The 20,752-nt window shown below is 40.5% G+C and carries 20 protein-coding genes; 17 read left to right on the top strand and 3 right to left on the bottom strand.

Going from position 1 to position 20,752, the window contains the following annotated elements:
* The first annotated feature begins 173 nt into the window (after window positions 1–173).
* Genes atpE through ACLR96_RS06415 form a run of 8 tightly spaced genes read left to right on the top strand, consistent with a single transcriptional unit; the run spans window position 174 to window position 6,029 of the window.
* Complete coding sequence (gene atpE / locus ACLR96_RS06450; protein WP_177269657.1) at window positions 174–395, top strand: ATP synthase F0 subunit C; 222 nt, start codon at window positions 174–176, stop codon at window positions 393–395.
* A 40-nt stretch (window positions 396–435) separates the two neighbouring features.
* Window positions 436–942, top strand: coding sequence for a F0F1 ATP synthase subunit B (atpF, locus tag ACLR96_RS06445; RefSeq protein ID WP_177269655.1), 507 nt, complete (start codon window positions 436–438; stop codon window positions 940–942).
* Complete coding sequence (atpH, locus tag ACLR96_RS06440; protein WP_177269653.1) at window positions 930–1,469, top strand: ATP synthase F1 subunit delta; 540 nt, start codon at window positions 930–932, stop codon at window positions 1,467–1,469. Before atpF ends, atpH begins: the two co-directional genes overlap by 13 nt.
* Before the next feature lie 12 nt (window positions 1,470–1,481).
* Window positions 1,482–3,029 carry a F0F1 ATP synthase subunit alpha gene (atpA, locus tag ACLR96_RS06435; protein WP_177269651.1) on the top strand — a complete coding sequence of 516 codons (1,548 nt, stop codon included), beginning with the start codon at window positions 1,482–1,484 and terminating at the stop codon, window positions 3,027–3,029.
* 11 nt (window positions 3,030–3,040) lie between these two features.
* A complete protein-coding gene (gene atpG / locus ACLR96_RS06430; RefSeq protein WP_177269649.1) occupies window positions 3,041–3,907 on the top strand; it encodes an ATP synthase F1 subunit gamma in 867 nt (288 codons plus the stop codon).
* A 9-nt stretch (window positions 3,908–3,916) separates the two neighbouring features.
* Window positions 3,917–5,308, top strand: a complete 1,392-nt coding sequence (gene atpD, locus ACLR96_RS06425; RefSeq protein ID WP_177269647.1) for a F0F1 ATP synthase subunit beta — start codon at window positions 3,917–3,919, stop codon at window positions 5,306–5,308.
* 15 nt (window positions 5,309–5,323) lie between these two features.
* A complete protein-coding gene (locus ACLR96_RS06420) occupies window positions 5,324–5,761 on the top strand; it encodes a F0F1 ATP synthase subunit epsilon (RefSeq protein WP_177269645.1) in 438 nt (145 codons plus the stop codon).
* A 16-nt stretch (window positions 5,762–5,777) separates the two neighbouring features.
* On the top strand, window positions 5,778–6,029 hold the full coding sequence (locus tag ACLR96_RS06415; RefSeq protein ID WP_177269643.1) for a TM1266 family iron-only hydrogenase system putative regulator: 252 nt from the start codon (window positions 5,778–5,780) through the stop codon (window positions 6,027–6,029).
* A gap of 157 nt (window positions 6,030–6,186) precedes the next feature.
* Here ACLR96_RS06415 and ACLR96_RS06410 read toward each other — a convergent pair whose 3' ends face one another.
* Both ACLR96_RS06410 and ACLR96_RS06405 read right to left on the bottom strand, forming a co-directional pair.
* Complete coding sequence (locus ACLR96_RS06410; protein WP_177269641.1) at window positions 6,187–7,545, bottom strand: MATE family efflux transporter; 1,359 nt, start codon at window positions 7,543–7,545, stop codon at window positions 6,187–6,189.
* A gap of 108 nt (window positions 7,546–7,653) precedes the next feature.
* The gene (locus ACLR96_RS06405) at window positions 7,654–8,856 is read right to left on the bottom strand and encodes a ferrous iron transporter B (RefSeq protein ID WP_177269639.1); all 1,203 of its coding nucleotides are present in this window, start codon (window positions 8,854–8,856) and stop codon (window positions 7,654–7,656) included.
* 113 nt (window positions 8,857–8,969) lie between these two features.
* On the opposite strand from ACLR96_RS06405, the gene ACLR96_RS06400 reads away from it, so the two are divergent.
* Window positions 8,970–10,112 (top strand): radical SAM protein, encoded by a 1,143-nt coding sequence (locus ACLR96_RS06400; RefSeq protein WP_177269637.1) that lies wholly within the window; start codon window positions 8,970–8,972, stop codon window positions 10,110–10,112.
* A 195-nt stretch (window positions 10,113–10,307) separates the two neighbouring features.
* On the opposite strand, the gene ACLR96_RS06395 is transcribed toward ACLR96_RS06400, so the two are convergent.
* The gene (locus ACLR96_RS06395) at window positions 10,308–11,117 is read right to left on the bottom strand and encodes a DUF368 domain-containing protein (RefSeq protein ID WP_177269635.1); all 810 of its coding nucleotides are present in this window, start codon (window positions 11,115–11,117) and stop codon (window positions 10,308–10,310) included.
* A 443-nt stretch (window positions 11,118–11,560) separates the two neighbouring features.
* Here ACLR96_RS06395 and ACLR96_RS06390 point away from each other — a divergent pair, with 443 nt between their 5' ends.
* From ACLR96_RS06390 to ACLR96_RS06355, 8 genes are all read left to right on the top strand, one after another.
* Entirely contained in the window at window positions 11,561–12,949 is a 1,389-nt protein-coding gene (locus tag ACLR96_RS06390; RefSeq protein ID WP_177269633.1) for a putrescine aminotransferase, read from the top strand.
* 205 nt (window positions 12,950–13,154) lie between these two features.
* Complete coding sequence (locus tag ACLR96_RS06385) at window positions 13,155–13,958, top strand: segregation/condensation protein A (protein ID WP_177267624.1); 804 nt, start codon at window positions 13,155–13,157, stop codon at window positions 13,956–13,958.
* Window positions 13,948–14,553, top strand: coding sequence for an SMC-Scp complex subunit ScpB (scpB, locus tag ACLR96_RS06380; protein ID WP_177267625.1), 606 nt, complete (start codon window positions 13,948–13,950; stop codon window positions 14,551–14,553). The genes ACLR96_RS06385 and scpB overlap by 11 nt, the downstream gene beginning before the upstream one ends.
* A 124-nt stretch (window positions 14,554–14,677) precedes the next feature.
* A complete protein-coding gene (locus tag ACLR96_RS06375; protein WP_177267626.1) occupies window positions 14,678–15,529 on the top strand; it encodes a D-alanyl-D-alanine carboxypeptidase family protein in 852 nt (283 codons plus the stop codon).
* Between the two features lie 66 nt (window positions 15,530–15,595).
* On the top strand, window positions 15,596–16,621 hold the full coding sequence (locus ACLR96_RS06370; protein WP_177267627.1) for a hypothetical protein: 1,026 nt from the start codon (window positions 15,596–15,598) through the stop codon (window positions 16,619–16,621).
* 63 nt (window positions 16,622–16,684) lie between these two features.
* Complete coding sequence (locus ACLR96_RS06365; protein WP_177267628.1) at window positions 16,685–18,445, top strand: sensor histidine kinase; 1,761 nt, start codon at window positions 16,685–16,687, stop codon at window positions 18,443–18,445.
* Window positions 18,432–19,196 carry a Na-translocating system protein MpsC family protein gene (locus tag ACLR96_RS06360; protein ID WP_177267629.1) on the top strand — a complete coding sequence of 255 codons (765 nt, stop codon included), beginning with the start codon at window positions 18,432–18,434 and terminating at the stop codon, window positions 19,194–19,196. The genes ACLR96_RS06365 and ACLR96_RS06360 overlap by 14 nt, the downstream gene beginning before the upstream one ends.
* A gap of 173 nt (window positions 19,197–19,369) precedes the next feature.
* The coding region (locus ACLR96_RS06355; RefSeq protein ID WP_412265449.1) for an amino acid permease at window positions 19,370–20,752 on the top strand (1,383 nt) is incomplete at its 3' end.

The raw sequence follows: 20,752 nt of genomic DNA, 5'->3' as shown, positions 1-20,752 counted from the left end.
CGGCTGAAAATATTTCAATTATTGATATGATCACTTTTAGTGATCAAAGTAATGAAACACCGCAAGGGTGTAACCTGGATGATCGCCAATGGCGATCAAAGTAATGAAACACCGCAAGGGTGTAACCTGAATGATCGCCAATGGCGATCAAAGTAATGAAAGGAGAAAGAATTATGGGTTTAATAGCAATAGGAGCGGCTTTAGCAATAGGATTAACTACTATCGGGCCCGGAATCGGACAGGGAATAGCAGCGGCAAAAGGTTTAGAAGGCATGGCACGTCAGCCTGAAGCAGCAGGTATGCTTCGTACTAATATGATACTTTCATTTGCATTCATGGAATCCTTGAGTATTTACGGACTTCTTGTTGCATTTTTGTTGTTCACAAAGATCTGAAAACAAGATCAGAGATCTGTAATGGAAGGAAGGCATAATTATGGTTGAAGCATTAGGAATCAGCTTAAAGGAATTTATATTTTATTTAATTAACTTCCTGATCTTAGTGGGGATATTGACCAAGTTTCTGTATAGGCCTTTTCTGGATATGCTTGCTAAAAGAAAGCAGTCTATAAAGGATGCGCTTGATAACGCAGAACTTACCAACAGAAGAGCCGATGAAAAGATGGAAAACTATGACAGACGCATAGCTAAAGTAGAAGAGGAAGGGCGCGAGATAATAAGAAATGCTAAGATCAAAGCTGACGCTCAGGCCAGAGATATTATAGATGAGGCAAATAAACAGGCAGCTGATATGATCGCCAAAGCAGAAACGGCCATTCAGAAAGAAAAGGAAAAGGCCATGGTAGATATGAAACATGAAATCGCAGCACTTGCTATTCTCGCCGCTGAAAAAATCGTAGAGCATGAAATACAGAAAGTAGGACAAGAAGCTGTAGTTGATGAGATCATAAGACAGGCAAGGAGTACGGGATGGAAGAACTGACCATTGATCTGACTTACGGCACCGCTTTGTTTGAGGCGGCAGCAGAGACCAAGAAGACCGAATTGATTAAAGAAGAAGCATCAGAGTTGGCAGAGGTTTTCAGTCGTGAGCATGATTTGTATACATTCATAAACTCCCCCGGCATATCAGCCGAGGAAAAGAAACGGGTTTTCGGAAAAATTTTTGAGGGAAGAATCTGTGATGAACTTCTTAATTTTCTTTATATACTGATTGACAAAGGCAGGACTATGCATTTTGATAAAATGGTTAAAGTTTATAAAAAACTTGTAGACAGAAAAGAAGGAATTTCATATGGAACAGTATACTCGGTAATCCCTCTTGATCAGAAGCGTATAAAAGAGCTGGAAGAGCAGACCTCCGAGCTTTTCAAAGTGAATATAAAGTTAACTAATGAAATCGATCCCAAACTGATAGGGGGAATCAAAATCCTCGTGGAGGGTAAGATGATAGACGCTTCTATCAGAAAAAGATTTGACGATATGGACAGTCAAATTAATTTGAATTAGGGAGGAGACAAAATGAACTTAAGACCGGAAGAAATCAGCGCGGTAATAAAAGAACAGATAAAAAATTATAAAAACAAGCTGGATGTTTCCGATTTCGGTACAGTAATACAGGTCGGCGATGGTATAGCCAGAGTTTACGGGCTGGAAAACTGTATGGCGGGCGAATTACTGGAATTTACCGATAATACTTATGGGATGGCATTGAATCTTGAAGAAGACAATGTGGGTGCCGTTATCTTAGGATCTGACAGGGAGATACGGGAAGGCGATGTTGTTAAACCCATGGGCAAGGTAGTCGAAGTGCCTGTAGGAGAAAATATGTTGGGCCGTGTCGTAAATGCATTGGGTCAGCCTATAGACGGTAAGGGCACTATTGTTACACAGGATTTTCGCCCTATAGAATGCGCAGCGCCCGGAGTCCTTCAGCGAAAATCAGTAAATCAGCCTCTGCAGACAGGTATTAAGGCTATAGATTCTATGATACCTATAGGACGGGGGCAGAGAGAACTGATAATCGGAGACAGGCAGACGGGCAAGACAGCTATAGCTGTAGATACGATTCTCAACCAAAAGGGTGAAGATGTTATCTGTATATATGTGGCTATAGGACAAAAAGCCTCTACAGTGGCGCAGCTTGTACAGAATCTTGAAGATAAAGGCGCTATGGAGTATACCATAGTGGTATCAGCTACGGCATCGGACGTAGCTCCTTTGCAATATATAGCCCCTTATTCAGGATGTGCTATAGCAGAGCATTTCATGTATCAGGGTAAGGATGTACTGATTGTTTATGATGATCTGTCAAAACATGCGGTGGCGTACAGAGCGATGTCACTGCTGCTGAGAAGGCCGCCGGGGAGAGAAGCATATCCCGGAGATGTATTCTATCTGCATTCAAGATTGCTTGAAAGAGCAGCAAAACTTTCGGATCAGTTGGGCGGAGGTTCCATTACGGCATTGCCTATTATAGAAACTCAAGCAGGCGATGTTTCGGCGTATATACCTACAAATGTTATTTCTATTACTGACGGCCAGATATTTCTTGAGACAGAGCTGTTCTTTACAGGTCAGAGACCGGCAGTGAATGCAGGTATATCAGTTTCCCGTGTAGGAGGAAATGCTCAGATAAAAGCAATGAAAAAGGTTGCCAGTTCCGTAAAACTTGATCTGGCTCAATATAGAGAGCTGGCAAGTTTTGCTCAGTTCGGATCAGATATAGATAATGAAACGAAAGAGAGACTTGAACATGGCCGTATACTTATGGAGATTCTGAAGCAGCCGCAGTATCAGCCTGTACCTGTGGAACGACAGGTTATGATAATCTATGCAGCTATAAACAAATATCTTGCCGATATCGGCGCTGATAGTGTAAAAGATTTTGAGAAAAAGCTTTACAAATTTATGTCCGAAAACTATCCACATGTTGAGAAAGCTATAAAAGAGAGCGGACAGATCAGCGAAGATACTGAAAAGCAGCTTTGTGAAGGAATAGAGCTGGCTAAGAAAGAATTCGAGAAAGAATCTGGGATGGGCAGTACGATACAGGGCAAAGCAGATTAGGAGGTGTGATAATGGCATCAAATAATATGCAGGATATAAAGAGACGTATAAAAAGTGTTACAAGCACCGAGCATATAACCAATGCCATGAAACTGGTGTCGGCAGGAAAGCTTAGAAAGGCAAAGGCTATATTTGAGAAAACCAATGCCAATTCTCACTATATCACACATACTATAGCAGAGATCTTTCACAGCGGTCAGGATATTCCTCAGGAATATCTTGCCGGGAACAGAGAAATAAAAACTACATGTTATATAGTTGTTACCAGCGGCAGAGGACTTTGCGGAGGTTTTAATACCAATGTTCTCAAAGAAGCTCAGAAGGATATAGATAATGACTGGGAAGAGCCTATAATATATGCTATAGGTACTAAAGGAAAAGAATACTTTGAAAAAAGAGGTTATAAGATATATGGAGATTATTTAGCTCCGCCTGAAAATATATCGTTCCTTGAGACGCGAAAAATGAGTCTTCCTATTATAGAAATGTATAATAGAGGAGAAATTGATGAGGTCGTGCTCATATATACCTCTTTTATAAGTTCCATGGAACAGGAAGTGAAGAATATAACTTTATTGCCTTTTGAGGTAGATGAGGAAACTGATATAATAAGGGATACCAAGCAGGTGGAATATGAGCCTTCGGTAGAAGCTGTATTCAATTATCTGGTTCCCAAGTATGTAGAGACTATGATATATGCGGCGGTGGTGGAATCAGCCACATGTGAGCACGCGGCGAGAAGAACTGCCATGGAAAATGCTACGGAAAATGCCAGAGATATGCTGGATCAACTGTCTCTTTATTACAACAGAGCCAGACAGTCTGCTATAACTGATGAAATTATAGAAATCGTAGCCGGTTCCGAGGCGCAGAAATAGGAGGCGAAAATGAACAAGGGAATTATACATCAGATCATAGGCCCCGTAATAGATATAAAATTTAATGAAGACGAGATGCCGGAGCTTCTCAATGCGGTGAATATAAAATACGAGGATAAGAATATAGTTACTGAAGTGGCGCAGCATATAGGTGATGATGTTGTAAGATGCGTTGCATTGTCATCCACTGACGGACTGAGAAGAGGAATGGAAGCTGTAGACACGGGAGAGCCTATCAAGGTGCCTGTCGGAAAAGAAGTTCTCGGAAGAATGTTCAACGTTATCGGTGATACCATTGATGAAAAAGGCCCTGTTGAAACAGAGCTGAGAGCAGCTATACACAGAGCAGCACCTCCTTTTGAAGAACAGGATACATCAGCCCATATTTTTGAAACCGGTATAAAGGTAATAGACCTGATAGCGCCTTATACAAGGGGAGGCAAAGTAGGTCTGTTTGGAGGTGCGGGTGTAGGAAAGACTGTACTTATTCAGGAACTTATAAGCAATATAGCCAGAGAACACGGAGGAATTTCTGTATTTGCAGGTGTTGGAGAACGAACACGAGAGGGAAATGATCTGTATTATGAGATGATAGAATCCGGGGTTATAAATAATACAGCGATGGTGTTTGGCCAGATGAACGAACCTCCCGGAGCAAGAATGCGAGTAGCCCTTACAGGGTTGACCATGGCAGAATATTTCAGAGATAAGGAAAATCAAGATGTACTTTTATTTATAGATAATATTTTCAGATTTACTCAGGCGGGTTCTGAGGTATCTGCTCTGCTTGGACGTGTTCCTTCAGCTGTGGGATATCAGCCTACACTGGCGACAGAAATGGGAGCGCTTCAGGAAAGAATTACTTCAACGAAAAAGGGGTCTATAACATCAGTGCAGGCGGTATATGTTCCGGCTGATGACCTTACAGATCCGGCGCCGGCAACTACATTTGCTCATCTGGACGCTACAACGGTTCTTTCAAGGTCTATAACCGAACTGGGGATATATCCTGCGGTAGATCCTCTTGAATCTACATCAAGAATAATGGATCCGCTTATTTTAGGAGAGGAACATTATCAGACAGCAAGGGGTGTTCAGGAAGTCCTTCAGAGATATAAAGACCTTCAGGATATAATCGCTATACTTGGTATGGATGAGCTTTCGGATTCCGACAAGCTTGTGGTATCAAGAGCCAGAAAGATACAGAGATTTCTGTCTCAGCCTTTCAGTGTAGCGGCTCAGTTTACGGGAATGGAAGGAAAATATCTGCCGCTTAAAGAGACTATCAGAGGGTTTAAAGAGATTCTGGATGGAAAACATGATGAGATACCGGAGCAGATGTTCTTGTTTGCGGGCGGTATAGATGAAGTTGTGGAGAAGTTTGAAAAGAGCCGGAAATAAAAATAGGAGATTATTATGGCAAACAGCGTAAAATTAGAAATAATAACTCCATCCAAAATGTTTTACCGCGGTTATGTAGAAATTGTGATAACTACGACACTGGAAGGTGATGAAGGGTTTATGTACGGTCATTCATGGGCATGCAAACTTCTGGATATCGGAGAATTGTGGATACAGGAAGCAGGAGCAGCAAAAGACGAATTTAAAGTCGCTGCTATTGCCGGAGGTTTCATAGATGTGAGGGACAGTATCATTATCTATACTGATGCCGTAGAATGGTCAGAAGATATAGATATGGACCGGGTGCTCAGCGAGAAAGCCAAAGCAGAAGACTGGCTCACTCATCATGAGAAAGATGGTGATCCTAACGATGTCATAAAGGCTAAGATCGCTATTTCCAAAGCTATAACCAGAGCACATGTAGCCGAGGGAGGATATAGGAGGAAGCATTAAGGATAAGGAGGTAAATATGAGTAGTGAAACGAGAACTGCATTGATAGGAATCATTGTAGAAAATGAAAATTCAGTAGAAGAACTGAATAGATTGCTCCATGAATATCGCCGCCATATAATAGGCAGAATGGGAGTGCCTCATCCCAGCAAAGGGATATCGATAATAAGTATAGCTCTTGATTCGGATCAGGATACCATAAGCGCTTTGTCCGGAAAGCTTGGCGCATTGGAAGGTGTCAGCAGTAAAACTATATATTCCAAGAACTGATTGGTGCTGAAAAAACAGATTATATTGCCAGAGGCTTTCGCATTGGGAAAAATCCTTTGAGGCGGAGCCTCTTTTTTCATATAGTCGGACATTTACAGCAGCGGCAGCTTGTTTATTCTTTTAACCGGGCAATGATATCATACAAAAACAGTTCATATCAAAGATTTATTGGAGATAGTCTTTGTTTTGACTGTTTTTTTATATTAGTCATCATAATAAGGCAGAGAAATATTTGTACTATGGTGGAAGCTGGAGTAGCCAGACCTATGTGAAAAAGTGTTGCCTCGGGGATATGGCTTATTAGTACTACAAGTGGGATTCTTACACAGAAAGCTCCTGCAAGCCCCTGTATCATGACGAATAAAGTTTTTCCGTATCCGTTATAGTAACCTATAAAACAGAATAAGAATGGTGTGAGCATGCAGTCTATGGCGTAAGCTTTCAGATAATCATGAGCTTCTGGTATGACGGCGGCATCATTCGAAAATACAGAGGACAGTACATCTCCGTGAAAAAATGAAAAGTATGCCATGATAATTCCAATGGAAACAGATGTGATAATTCCGTAAAGAAGACCTTTTGATGCTCTCTGTGGTTTTTCGGCGCCTGCATTCTGGGCAACGAAAGCTGCCATAGATTGCATATAAGCAGACGGAACAAGCATTATAAATGTGCAGAGTTTTTCAGCCACCCCCACTCCGGCGGATGCAGTGACGCTGATAGTGTTGACCACCATCTGAATAACAAGAAATGAAGTGCCCACAAGAAGTTCCTGAAGGGCTACGGGAGAGCCGAGCTTAAATTCGGTCCATATTATATTTTTATTAAAGCGGATAAATTTTCTTGAAAAAGTAAAAGGAAGCGTGCGTTTTCGAATTATAAGAAGAGATATGACCACACTTACAGCCTGTGATGCTACCGTGGCAAGAGCTGCTCCCGCTACGCCCATATGAAAAACAGCGACTAAAAGAAGATCGCCGCCTATGTTCAAAACGCAGGCAATGGCCACTGTAAGAAGAGGTGTTTTGGAGTCGCCGATACCTCTGAATATACTTCCTAAAACATTATAAGCTACGATAAATATGCAGCCGCCTCCGCATATTTTTATGTAGAGATCAGTTTGGGCGAATGCTTCTTCAGGAGCCTGCATAAGGCGGGCGATAGCACCTGACCATATGATAATGCACACAGTAAGAATAAAGGAGACCACGAGGAATAGGCAAAGTCCGCTTCCGATAGCCTGACCTGCTTTGTAAGGGCTTTTTTCACCTATCCGCTGACCTACGAGAACTGTTATTCCCATGGCAAGTCCTGTTATGGTCATTGTAAGCGTCTGCATTACCATACTGCCTGTAGCGACGCCAGATACGTCGGCTGTAGAAGCAAATTGGCCTACGATGAGAAGATCCACACCTCCGTATAAGGCTTGGAGAAACAAGGCAAATAATACAGGCATGGCGAAGCGGGTTAGAGAACTGAGTATTTTTCCTTCTGTTAAGTTATTTGTTTTTTTCATGATAACCTCTTTGAAAATATTTGAGGTAATTATTATAACAGAAGGTTTTAAAGTAATGCAATGATATGAAGCACATTGTAAAAATCGTTAGATTAAAATTTGAGATTATCAGTGACAGAACAGTATTCCCAGTTGATATACGATAAAGGATGCGCCCCATGCAATAGATGTCTGGGTAGTTATCATGGCTATGCTTTGCCGCCAGTTACCTGTTTGATTTTTCACAGCGGTAAGAGTAGCGATACAAGGAATATATAAAAGGCAGAATATCATAAATGAAAATGCGCTGAGTGGTGAAAAGATGTCAGAGAGCAGCGTGTAAAGAGAGCCGTCTGATGCAGTATTTGATAGCACGGCAAATGTGCTGACTGTGGCTTCTTTTGCAGAAAGCCCGGCAATAACAGCAGATGCTGCCCTCCAGTCGCCGAACCCTAAAGGAATGAATATGGGAGAAGCGTATTTGCCTAAAATAGCAAGAATACTGTCTTCACTGTTTGATACTATCTGCAGGTTACAATTAAAAGACTGGAGAAACCATATTATAACAGATGCCATAAATATAACAGTGAAAGCTTTTTTTATAAAGCCTTTTACATTGTCCCATACTGCTGCAAAAATGATTTTCACATCAGGGATTTTGTAAGAAACATGGGCTTGCGGATTATGACGTGTTCGCTGCAATCCTTTTGATATACGAGTATGTTTAAGAAAGAGGGCATAGAGGATTGCTGTCGCTATGCCTGCTGTGTATATCCCGGCCATAGCCCAGACTCGGTGATCTTCAAAGAAGACTGCCGTGAACATAGCATAGACAGGTAATTTGGCGCTGCAAGACATAAAGGGGATGAGCAAAATAGTTGTTTTGCGGTCTTTGCCGACAAGCATTGTCCCGGCGGCAAGAACAGCAGGAACTGAGCATCCGAATCCCATGATGAGAGGAACGATACATCTTCCGGATAGCCCTATTTTGCTCATTGGAGTATCCATCATGACTGCTACTTTAGGAAGATAACCGGTTTCTTCCAGAACGGTCAAAAGAAAGAATAATACTGCTATAATAGGTATGAATGAAAGTACACTTCCTACTCCCGCACATATCCCGTCTATTATCAGTGCATGAAACAGCGGATTGACTCCTGCGCTGAGAAGTTTATAACTTAAAATGCTTATTCCATTATTTATAACTTCTGATAAAAGATCGCTTAAGAATTTACCGGCAACATTGAATGTAAGGTGAAATGTTGTGAGCATAACCAGAAGAAATATAGGAATTCCTGTAAATCTTCCTGTAAGTATTTTGTCTGCAGCCATAAGCTCTCCTTAAATTATACTTAAATACTCTTATTTGATGTGATATAATAGTAAAACAAAATGTATAATAATTGATATGAATATACATAAAATTTAATTACAGGAGAATTGATATGGAGAGAACTTTTAGAATAGGTCCCATAAGACCGCCAAGCGAAGCTGAAAGCCTGCTGCTGCAAGTTACTAATGGCTGTACTTGGAATAAATGTAAGTTTTGCCAGCTTTACAGGCATACTAAATTCAAGGCGTATAGCGCTGACAGTATCAAGGCTGATATAGATAATATGGTGTATCAAGCACAGAAAGTTGAAAAATACAGAAACAGCAACGGTACATGGGATATAGACGGACTCAATAGAGCGCTTATGGAAGGTACTGATGAGGAAAGGCAATGTCTTTATATGATGGCAAACTGGATAATAGACGGAGCTGAAAATGTATTTCTGCAGGATGGGAATACTACGGCTCTAAGCAGCGGAAGACTTACTGATGTACTGATATATCTCAGACAGGCATTTCCTACTATAAAAAGAATAACCTCATATGGAAGGGCAGAAAATCTTGCTAAAGTAAGTCCTGAGGAGTTTGCCGAGCTTAAGGCTGCCGGCCTTGACAGGATACATTCAGGATTTGAATCGGGATCGGATGCTGTTTTGAAAAAGATAAATAAAGGCGTGACACAGCAGGAAGAAATCACCGCAGGCAAGAATGTAAAAGCAGGCGGGATTGAGCTTTCTATATATTTTATGCCTGGAATAGGGGGATATGAACTTTCAGAAGATAACGCGCTGGGAACAGCTCACGTAGTCAATGAGGTCGACCCTGATTTTCTGAGGATAAGGACAGCTGCTGTAAAACCCGGGACAGAGCTTTATGATGATTTTATGTCAGGCAGCTTTACGCTGTGCAGTGACGATGAGAAGCTTTTGGAACTCAGAACTGTGATAGATAAGGCTAAAGGAGTGGATACAAGGCTTGTAAGTGATCATATTATAAATCTTCTTCAGGATGTAGAAGGCAGTCTCAAAAATGAGAAAGACAAGATGCTGGATATTATTGATCAGTATCTTGCTATGCCGGATAAAGACAGGAGAATGTATCAGGCTGCCAGAAGAATGGTACGGGTCAGTAAACCTGCCGATATGTCAAGGCTTTCTGCTGAAGAGCTGCATCGGCTGGAAATTATGGCAGAGTCTGTAATTGATCCCTATGAATGGGAAGTCAAGATGAATAGTCTGATTTCAAGATATATTTAACAAGTTTTCAAAGAAATAGCGCTGGTGTGCTATTTCTTTTTGTGGAAAAAGGGATGAAGCTTAATTCAATAAAACACTGGGTATTGTGCTATTGTTGCCAGTAAGATAATCTTAAATATCTTCGAGGATATGAAAAAATTATAGTGCCATAATCAGGAGTTTGATATTAACAGTTATGAAATTATGACTGAGGGATTATTTTCGGCTGGAAAGCAGATATGCCATAAGTGTAAATACGATAAGCCCTGTTATAGCTATAAGGCCTTGAATATCGAAAGTGAATCCGGGACGAAGGACAAAAATTGATCCTACCATAAGGCCCAGTATACCAAAATAGAGAGCCTGAGGATGAAACTTGAGCATTTGCTTTATGACTTTTACACCTGTGATGCCGCCGGCAATGAGTCCCAGACCTATAACCGCTATAAGCGCTATATTGAATGTAGCTATGGCTTCCATTACAGCAGCGTATGTTCCGAATAAAAGAAGTACCAGTGATCCACTGACGCCGGGAAGTATCATGGCGATCATTCCAACGGCTGCAGTAAAAAACAGCCATCCGCATAACCAGAAACTGAGGCCGCCGAATTCTTCTATGGACTTATTAGCTGCAGCTTCTGAATTGACAAAAAACAGAAAAATCATAAAAGCTAAGGCGAGAATAAAGAATATCCAGTTCTTTTTATGAAAAGTTTCTCCTTTCGCTCTTTTATATAATGCAGGAATACTTCCGAGAACAAGACCTATAAAACAAAATTTTAAAATAACGGGATAATTTTCCATAGCCTTTACGATAACGTTGCTGAGTCCATATATTCCTACAATGGCTCCCACAGCGAGCGGAATGAGAAATTTGAGATGATTTTTTATGTTTTTCAGACTGAGTGAATACATTATTTTATCATATATATTCAGTATTACAGCCATGGTTCCGCCGCTGACGCCGGGAATAGCATTAGCGATACCGATGAGCAGTCCGAAAATCAGGTTTTTAAAATATTCCATATTATGAGCTGAGATCCTTTCTGTATGATTTTCTGAATAACATATAATATATCACAGTTTGATGATTGTTTTAAGATGGTTTATCAATTGGGGATAAAAAATTATAATAAGATTTATTTGGCGGAAAGATATATGACTATAGCAAAGTTTGTCTCAAAAATGATAAATGGTCTCAAAAATGTAACACAAATTTAAGAAAATTATGCTTTTCCGCAATGAAAGTTAAAGATGGCTCTAAAAATATTATTTTCTTTTATAAGCCTTGTACACCGCTAAAAACAAGGATTTATCAGAAAATTTGTTTTTTCGAAGGACAAAATAATTATAGATTTGAAGTATTTGGCATGGATATTGAATATATAATATGCAGAAGTTACATCGATTGTCGTTAATTTCAGGCGACGAAAGAAAAAACACCTTAATTGTTAAAGAGGAGGAAAATTATGACAGAAAGAAACATGAAATTAGCTTTAGAAGAAGCTAAAAGAGTTGTGGACATGATCGAAGCTGATGAGCTTTCAGAAGAGCAGAAAGCAGCGGTTATCTCAGACTCAATTGCAAACTTTAACGAAAACGTTAACCCAGGTTGGTTAGAATACAGAAAATCAGTATCAACTGATTCCGCATTCGTAGAATGGGCAGACAAAGATTCCGTATTCGTAGACGTATATGGAAACGAATTTATCGACTGCTTAGGTGGATTTGGTATCTATGCTTGCGGACATAACAATCCGGAAATCAAAAAGACTGTAAAGGCTCAGTTAGACAGATACTGCTTACATTCACAGGAGCTGGTTGACCCATTAAGAGGTTACCTTGCTAAGATCTTAGCTATGATCACTCCTGGAGATCTCCAGTATTCATTCTTTACAAATGGTGGTGCTGAAGCTATCGAAATGGCTATGAAGCTGGCAAGATTAGCTACAGGCGGCAGATGGTACATATCAACTGTAAACGCATTCCACGGCAAGTCAATGGGAGCTATTTCATTAGGCGGTAAGGGATCATACAGAGAAGATTTCATCCCTATGATTCAGCAGGTACAGCACGTTGAATATGGTAATGCAGATGCTACAAGAGCTGCAGTTGCTAACCTTACAGCAGTTGGCGAAAAAGTTGCAGCTATCATCGTAGAGCCTATTCAGGGTGAAGGCGGAGTTATTATTCCACCAGATGGCTACCTCAAAGAGCTGAGAGCTATCGCTGATGAATACGGCATTTGCCTGATCTTCGACGAAATCCAGACTGGTATGGGAAGAACTGGTACAATGTGGAGAGCAGACTATGAAGGAGTTACTCCTGATATCATGACTTACGGTAAGGCATCCAGTGGTGGTGTAGTACCTATCACAGGTATCATTGCAAGACCTTGGACTTATGAAAAGTCAGGTATCGGTACTGGTAGCGAAGGTAAGATGTTTGACAATCCATGGATCTTAGGATCACCTACATTCGGCGGAAACCCTCTTGCTTGTGCAGCATTTATTTCAACTATCAAATATATGCTTGAGCACGATATCCCTGGACAGATGAAGGATAAGGGAGACTATTACATGAAGGGTCTTAAGAAGTTACAGGAAAAGTATCCTACAGTTCTTAAGGATATCAGAGGTGCTGGACTTCTTATCTGTATGGAATTCCCAGAAGCAGAAGTTGGCCACGAAGTAACTAAGGGTCTGTTTGCAAGAAAGGTTATGACTGCCGGAACATTAGTAAATGCGAAGACAGTAAGAATTGAGCCACCTGCAACTCAGAGCTATGAAACTATAGATAAGGTATTAACTGCTCTTGATGAAGCTATCGCAGAGGTAAAAGCTGCATTCAAGCTGTAAGAGAATATAAAAAAGTAGATCAGAATATCGGTGTAATATTCATCTAAATACCTCAGGACCCCGCCGTAAGGCGGGGTCTTGATTTATGGGAATTTTCAGCGGCATTGTCAATTCGTTCCGCTGTTTTTCTTTTTTTAAGTTGAGCGGTTATTTGTATATGTGTTACAATAACTTTGCTGTATTTTTTGGCGGTATGGAGGAGAATATGGGATACCGAGTAAAAATTGATATATTTGAGGGACCTTTTGATTTGTTGGTATATCTGATAGAACATGCTCAGATGAGTATATATGATATCAAGATATCAGAGATAACAGATCAGTACATGGCGTATGTAGGGGATATGAATAAAGCGGATGTCAATATTTCTTCGGAATTTATGACCCTGGCTGCGGCCCTTATTGAGATAAAGTCTAAAATGTTGTTACCCAGATCAGTTCCGCAGGAGGGCAGTGGGGATGTATCTGAGGATCCGAGAACGGAGCTGGTGGCAAAGCTTGTGGAATATAAACGTTTTAAGACCATTTCGGAATTACTGGAGGATCGCTGGGAAGATACAGATATGTATTTGGAAAAACCGCAGGAGGATCTCACAGAATATACGGGAGAATCTGATGAGTATCTTAATCTTGATATAGATCAGTTTAGGACGGCTTTTGAGAAATTTTTAAACAGAAAGAGAAAACTCGAGGAAATAAAAAAACATCATAAGAGAAGTGCAAAACAGCGTATAACTACAGAGACAAGAATGGAAAATATAAAAGATTTTTTCAGAAAAAGTCATTTGAAAGAGGTTGATTTTAGACAGCTGGTTCATGAAAAAAATGACAGATATGATATTGCAGTGACTTTTTCCTCAGTATTGGAAATGATGAAACAGCGCAGGCTGGATGCCAGTCAGCCTTATATATACGGGGATATAACGGTTAATCCCACAGCAGAACTGTTTTGTGAAAATCAGATGCAGGAATCAGACTTGCAGGTAAAGGAGGAGCATCATGGCAGGTAGGAAAACAATAAAATCAGCGATAGAATCCATGATGTTTGTATGGGGAAAACCTCTGGACATAAAGGAAATAGCCGAAGTTCTAAATGAAAACAGAAATGAGATATATGTATGTTGTAAGGAACTTCAGGATGAGTATGAGCGTGAAGGCAGAGGTATTGTGATAAGAGAGGTAAACAGGAGTTTTCAGTTTGTTACACGAAAAGAAAATATAGATTATATAGAACGTCTGTGTACTCCGGTAAAACATAAACGGCTGTCTCAGTCAGCTTTGGAGGTGCTTGCTATCATAGCTTATAAACAGCCTGTGACCAAGGGGGAAATAGAGGCAGTCAGAGGGATAAAATGTGATAGGGTTATCGAGGGGCTTGCAAGGAAAGATCTTGTGGCGGAAGTCGGCAGATCTGATGCCGTTGGAAGACCTATCCTTTATGGGACTACCGATGAATTTCTGAAACAGTTTGGGTTTGAAACACTGAAGCAGCTGCCGGATATAGAAGATATAGAAGGCGCTATGTCAGATGACGAACAGGAGGCATTTGACATAGAGGGTGTGTATGCACAGCAGATATCGTTAGATCTAAAGGAAAAGAAGTAATAAATGGCCCTTTTGTCGCGTAAGGTGACAAAGGGGATTTTTTATACAGAAAATATTGCATGAGATGTTCTAATAATGTGAGACAGTCCCAAATTTTAGAAAGGAATCGGCTAAGCCGCTTTTTATGAAAAGGAGAAAAACGATATTTATTTTTGCGGTAGCTGTGGCAGTAGCTGTCGGATTTGCTTTTTATGTACAAAAGCATGGAATCGTGGATACTGCAGCAACAAAAGAAATAGGTATTTCAGCTGGCCAGGCGATACTTATTGATGGAAACACAGGAAAGGTTCTGTACGAGAAAGCAGCTGACGAGAAGGCGTATCCGGCAAGTACGACAAAAATAATGACAGCGCTGATAACGCTGGAGACCCTTGAAAAATATGACAGCCCTCTGAATCAGAAAGTAAAGATCCCTGCTTTGGCAGAAGGCGTGGAGGGCTCATCTATTTATCTTAAATCCGGAGAGGAGATATCCATAGAAGATTTGCTATATGGCCTCATGCTTGTTTCCGGAAACGATTCGGCAGTAGCTTTGGCGGAGATAATAGGAGGAAGCCAAGAGAAGTTTGTCGAAATGATGAACGATAAAGCCTCCAAGCTTCACTGCGACAATACGCATTTTGCAAATCCTAACGGATTGTTCGACGAGAATCACTATACTACGGTGAGAGATATGGCCATAATTGCCAGAGAAGCTATGGGAAACGAAACTTTTCGTAAAATAGTTTCAGAGAAAGACTGGAAAGCAGAAAGACCGGAAAGTACCTATCTAACTTTTCATAATAAAAATAAGACCGTTAATGAATATGAGGGTGGCAATGGTGTGAAGATAGGCTATACAAAAAGTTCCGGCAGGACGCTTGTGGCTTCTGCTACAAGAGGTGAAAAAACTATGATTGCTGTCGTTATGAGTGCTCCTGACTGGTTTAATGACGCATACAGACTGATGGATTTTGGATTCAGTCAAACAAAATGAACTCCTTTTGATAGATATGCATAATATAAAAAGAAAATATATTATGTATATTTTGGGAGGAGAACCATGACATATATAAATAGTTTATGTGCTGACGTAGGAACAGACAACTGTCCTTGTCCTCTTGCTGAAACAGGGGACTGTTTAGTGTGCAGCAGACTTGCCGGGCGTCGGGAATGTGACTGCTGTTGGGCAGGCGTCTGTGTATATAATGAGTACATCCAGAACGGAAGCGTAGTAAGACAGAAACGTGAAAATGAACCTACAGAAATTTTGAAAAAAATCTGGTATGGCAGTGATCTGCTGGTAATTGTTTTGAAAGTGTCTAAAGGATTTGCGTTAAAGGCAGCGCAGCCGGGAGCCTTTGTGTTTGTAAATCCTGTAGGAAAAAGCGAAATCTCTAATGTTCCTGTATCAGTGATGAGGAGCGAGCCGGAAAGCGGCAGACTATTTTTGGCGTTAAAAGTAATTTCGGCTAAAACAAAGGCCGTAGCTGAGGTCGAAGATACTTTGATGCTCAGAGGCGTATATAAGAACGGTCTTTTAGGCGGAGGTCTGTCGGGTCTGAAGCAGGACATGAGAAGTTCAGGAAACAGTAACGGAAAAAGATGGCTGATAGTGACTAAAGGTGTTGGATTTGCACCTGCGGTAAATCTTATGACCTGTACATCAGGCGATATAAAAGTTGATTTTTTGATAGATACTGAGAAGATTAATGATGAAATTGTCATAGACACTTTGCAGAAAAGCATAGATGATGAAGGGATAGAAGCAAGTTTCAGAAAAGAGTCTCTGCATGAAATAACCAATGCTTTGCAGGCAGAACAGTCAAAGGGGAGACGAGGTCTTCTGGCGGGAACATATAACGCTGATGAATATGATAGAATTATACTGATGACATCAGATTATTATATAAAGACTTTATCAGAATATATGGAAATACCGGAGCATAAACTGGTGTTCTGCAATAATTTCAGAATGTGCTGTGGTGAAGGTATCTGTGGAGCTTGCGGACATATAGATGAACATGGAAATGTCAGCAAAATGTGCAAATGCCGTAATATTAATATCAGAGAACTTTTGCAGAGATAACGGCATTTTCTGACAATAACGGACATTATATGTTATAATCAAAGTGATATGAACAAATCTTTGATGAAAACAATTTGCATAATAACAGTGTTTTCTATGACGATAGCTCTCATTGTAGGCTCCATAGCTACTATGAGGAGTACGTCATATCTGGAAACCGAAATAGATAAAAAAATTATCACTACAGCGGAAAAATATGCCAATGATTTTAGCGCAGAGTTCAACCATATGGAAGGGCTTACGGATTCACTCGCTTCTTATGTGATGACGACATTTGACAAGTCTGCCTATGAAGAAGATCATTCGGGATATCTTGATTTTTACAAAAAGGACTTGGCTGAGATGATAAAGAGTGATCTTGCGACAATAAAAAGCGCTCACAGTCTTTATGTTACCTTTAACCCGGAGCTTGCATCCAGGAATGATGAAGTATGGTATTCGGTGATAGATGGGAAGGTGAAGGAAATCTCCGCTGATTTTCAAAATAACAGCAGAGATTTCAGCCTGCCCTATGAGAAAAATATGGAGTATTTTTTCAAGCCGCAGGGAAAGGATCACGGAGTGTGGATCTCTCCTTATTATGATGAAGATATAGAAAAAGAAGTTTTTTCATATTCCAGTCCTATTTATGTGGACGGGCTCTTCATAGGCGTTGCTGGAGCCGATATAAGTGCAGAGGACATCGTTAAGGTAATAAAAGAAATGAGTCCTTATGCAGGTGGATATTCTGCCTTGCTTGATGAAAATTACCAATTCATAATTCACAATGATGAGGAATCTTTCTCTGAAGAGGAGGATATAAAGTCACTTCTTAAGAGTGAGCTTGACAAGGATGGCCGGAATGTTTCCGGGAAATTGAATTATAATTTTCGCGGAACAGAGAAAATAATGAGTTATTCAAAAATGAGAAACGGTTGGACGTTTATAACGACACAGCCCCAGGAAGCTGTATATAAGCCTATAGATTCGCTGAGGGGAACTATGTTTCTTTTGGGGATATTCTTGGTAATAGTTTTTATTGCCTTTCTCATAGCATTTTCCAGGCCGTTTATAAAAAAGACAAATACTTTGGAGGAAGAAAACAGAAGAAAAGAAATAATAATCATATATCAGTCCAGACAGGCCAAGATAGGCGAAATGGTCGGCAATATAACGCATCAGTGGAAGCAGCCGCTGAATACTATAAATCTTATCCTTGCAAATTTGCTGGACAGCTATCGTTATGGTGATCTTGATGAGAAGAGACTGGAAAAAAGTGTAAACAAAGTAGAGAATATAGTAGACAAGATGTCTGAAACAATAACAGATTTTTCTGATTTTCTCAAACCCACTAAAGAAAAAGTATTTTTTGATGTAAGAGACTGTATAGAAAGCGCTGTGTCATTGATGGAGGAAAGTATAAATCTGCATAAGATAAAAATGCGCACATGCTGTGAAACAGAGAAAAAAGCATATGGGTATTATAATGATACGACACACGTAATATTTAATCTTCTTAACAACGCAAGAGATGCCATACTGGAGTCTCATCCTGATGAACGGAATATTGAAGTTCGCATATTGCAAGAAGGAAATATGCTGAAAGTTTCCGTTATAAATCCGGGAAAGGGAATAGCTCCGGAAAACCGAGAACATATTTTTGAGCCGTATTTTACTACGAAAGGAGAAATGGGAGGAACAGGTTTAGGTCTTTATATTTCCAAGCAGATAGTTGAAGATAGACTCAACGGAGAAATTTCTATGGAAAACATCACGGGTGGAGTGAAGTTTGATGTTTTGATACCGACAAGACCCGGAAAAGAGGAAAAAAATGAACACGGATGAAATATTAAAAAACATGAAGGTCTTATACGTTGAAGATGATGAGGAAGCGAGGGAAGAACTGACAGACGTTCTTAAGAGACGTGTGGGAAAAGTGATTGTAGGAGAGAACGGAAAACGGGGACTGGAGCTTTATAATGATTTTCTGCCGGATATTATTATAGCGGATTTTTATATGCCTGAGATGGATGGTATAGAGATGATCAGAAGGATAAGGCGGCAAGGGGCTGATCCGGCAGCGATAGTTATTTCGGCAGTCAGTGAGGTTAATATTATACTGAGTGCTATAGACGTGGGGATAGATAAATATATACTTAAGCCGGTTAATGTTCAGGAGCTTTTGGATGCTATGGGAGAACAAGCTAAAGTTATATATGGAAGTAAGAAGAAAAGTACGGCAGCGCTGCCAGAGAACAGAAAGAAGATAGAGGATGAGATAAAGCGGGAATTTGCAGCGATGCTAAAGAACATGACAGGCAAAGGGCCTCGTAATGTAAGCGTTTTTATGTCAAATGGTGCCATAGAGATAGTAGCCAGTGAGGTGATGACAATTTTTGAAAAAAACCTTCTTGACAATTTTCGAAATGTTGCTATAATAAGGCATGTCAGAGAGATATTTTTCTCCGTTAAAGCGGAAGATATCTGCAGTATGATTTTACGGATATCAGGCCATAAAGTCATGTTGAGTGAAATTTCCGTCAATGTGGAGAATGATAAAAATAAATTAATATTTACTATCAATCAGAAGGGATAATGCCTGAAACAATATACTTGGTGTGGAAGGAACCGATCTGAAGAGGTAGTGATGTATTTAGATTTGTACGCTTAAACGGATAATGTTTATTAGTGGCTGTTTAGGATCATACAATTAACTTTGTATGATCCTTTTTGTTTTTTGCATTAATTTATTTTAAGGAGGGATGTTATATGACACAGAGCAGCAGTGGAGGCAATGAGCTGCAAAGAGGCATTAAAGGCTGGCAGGTAACATTTATCGGTCTTGGAGGAGTTATCGGTTCATGCTATTTTTTAGGCATAGGTGTCTGCGTCAGAACGATGGGCCCTGCAGTATTGCTGGGATTTGCTATTGTATCATTCGTTATTTATGCAGTAATGGTGGCTTATGCGGAATTGCTGGTGAATGTACCGAGGACAGGCTCATTTATCTCGTATACCAAAGAGTTTCTGGGACCTCAGTGGTCCATAGGAATGGGCTGGGCGTTTTGGTGTAACTGGGTTGCATTTGTACCGTCAGAGTGTATAGCACTGGCGTCTACTGTTAAGTATATGACCGGTTCGGACAGTCCGGTGCTTTATGTTTCGGTAGCAGTAGGTGCCCTGGCAGTCGTTACTATCATCAATATTGCAGCAGTAAGTCTGTTTTCAAGGGTAGAAGGCATACTGGGAATAACAAAGGTAAGTGTAATCATATTATTTATTGTCGTAGCTATAGGAATCTGGCTTGGTCTGTGGGGCAATGAGAATGCATTTATAGGAACGTCAGTAAACTTCGGAGGAGCCGCTTCACTGATGGATGAGCTGTTCCCTAAGGGATCGTTGATCGTATTTACACAGATGACGCTGATACTTGTAACATGTGAAGGTACAGAACTCATAGGTCTGGCTGCGGCAGAGGCACAGGATCCCGAACATTCCGTGCCGAAAGCCTGCAAGAGTGTTATTTGGAGAGTACTGGGACTTTATCTGGTGCCTATAATTCTGATACTGCTGGTTTATCCATGGGGTAATGCGCACGATGATGTGCCTATTTTTGCAGACATCTGTAACAGCTATGGCTTGCCGATTATGGGATTCATAATGTCAGCAGCAGTATTTGTAGCTGCATTCTCCTGTTCAAATTCAGGCTTTTACGGATCGGTAAGAGGTATGTATGGACTGGCTACGGAAGGGCTTGCTCCTAAGTTCCTGACTAAGGTCACGAAAACAGGAAATCCAAGAAACTGTGTTTGGCTTACCATGACATGTATGTGGGTAATCATGATATTAGGTCTGGTTTCACAGCTTACAGGAGCTCTTGAAACATTATATGCCAGCCTGTTGTCGCTTGCAGGATTCACAGGAACAATGTGCTGGATAGGAATATGTCTGTCGCAGGTAGTGATGAGAAGAAGGCTTAAGCAGAGAGGATATGATCCTAAGACATGTCTTAAAGCTAAAGTAAATGATAAAGTCGCATGGCTTCCTCTTGTGGCCGCTATAGTACAGATTGTGGTGCTGGTAATGCTGGTACTCGAGGATCAGCTTGTATTCGGCATTGCGGCAGGATGTACAATAGTACCTATGATAATA

The sequence above is a fragment of the Lentihominibacter sp. genome (assembly GCF_046951855.1).
Classification (GTDB): Bacteria; Bacillota; Clostridia; order Peptostreptococcales; family Anaerovoracaceae; genus Lentihominibacter; species Lentihominibacter hominis.
Note: the sequence above shows the minus strand (reverse complement) of the source record. Positions and strands in the feature narration are given on the sequence as shown.

Bases quoted from the DNA above. Each gene is read 5' to 3' on its own strand.
- ACLR96_RS06390 (WP_177269633.1), top strand. From the start codon at position 11,561: ATGACAGAAAGAAACATGAAATTAGCTTTAGAAGAAGCTAAAAGAGTT.
- ACLR96_RS06395 (WP_177269635.1), bottom strand. From the start codon at position 11,117: ATGGAATATTTTAAAAACCTGATTTTCGGACTGCTCATCGGTATCGCT.
- ACLR96_RS06375 (WP_177267626.1), top strand. From the start codon at position 14,678: ATGAAAAGGAGAAAAACGATATTTATTTTTGCGGTAGCTGTGGCAGTA.
- ACLR96_RS06370 (WP_177267627.1), top strand. From the start codon at position 15,596: ATGACATATATAAATAGTTTATGTGCTGACGTAGGAACAGACAACTGT.
- atpG (WP_177269649.1), top strand. From the start codon at position 3,041: ATGGCATCAAATAATATGCAGGATATAAAGAGACGTATAAAAAGTGTT.
- ACLR96_RS06365 (WP_177267628.1), top strand. From the start codon at position 16,685: ATGAAAACAATTTGCATAATAACAGTGTTTTCTATGACGATAGCTCTC.
- atpD (WP_177269647.1), top strand. From the start codon at position 3,917: ATGAACAAGGGAATTATACATCAGATCATAGGCCCCGTAATAGATATA.
- atpH (WP_177269653.1), top strand. From the start codon at position 930: ATGGAAGAACTGACCATTGATCTGACTTACGGCACCGCTTTGTTTGAG.
- atpA (WP_177269651.1), top strand. From the start codon at position 1,482: ATGAACTTAAGACCGGAAGAAATCAGCGCGGTAATAAAAGAACAGATA.
- ACLR96_RS06360 (WP_177267629.1), top strand. From the start codon at position 18,432: ATGAACACGGATGAAATATTAAAAAACATGAAGGTCTTATACGTTGAA.
- atpF (WP_177269655.1), top strand. From the start codon at position 436: ATGGTTGAAGCATTAGGAATCAGCTTAAAGGAATTTATATTTTATTTA.
- scpB (WP_177267625.1), top strand. From the start codon at position 13,948: ATGGCAGGTAGGAAAACAATAAAATCAGCGATAGAATCCATGATGTTT.
- atpE (WP_177269657.1), top strand. From the start codon at position 174: ATGGGTTTAATAGCAATAGGAGCGGCTTTAGCAATAGGATTAACTACT.
- ACLR96_RS06400 (WP_177269637.1), top strand. From the start codon at position 8,970: ATGGAGAGAACTTTTAGAATAGGTCCCATAAGACCGCCAAGCGAAGCT.
- ACLR96_RS06405 (WP_177269639.1), bottom strand. From the start codon at position 8,856: ATGGCTGCAGACAAAATACTTACAGGAAGATTTACAGGAATTCCTATA.
- ACLR96_RS06420 (WP_177269645.1), top strand. From the start codon at position 5,324: ATGGCAAACAGCGTAAAATTAGAAATAATAACTCCATCCAAAATGTTT.
- ACLR96_RS06385 (WP_177267624.1), top strand. From the start codon at position 13,155: ATGGGATACCGAGTAAAAATTGATATATTTGAGGGACCTTTTGATTTG.
- ACLR96_RS06410 (WP_177269641.1), bottom strand. From the start codon at position 7,545: ATGAAAAAAACAAATAACTTAACAGAAGGAAAAATACTCAGTTCTCTA.
- ACLR96_RS06415 (WP_177269643.1), top strand. From the start codon at position 5,778: ATGAGTAGTGAAACGAGAACTGCATTGATAGGAATCATTGTAGAAAAT.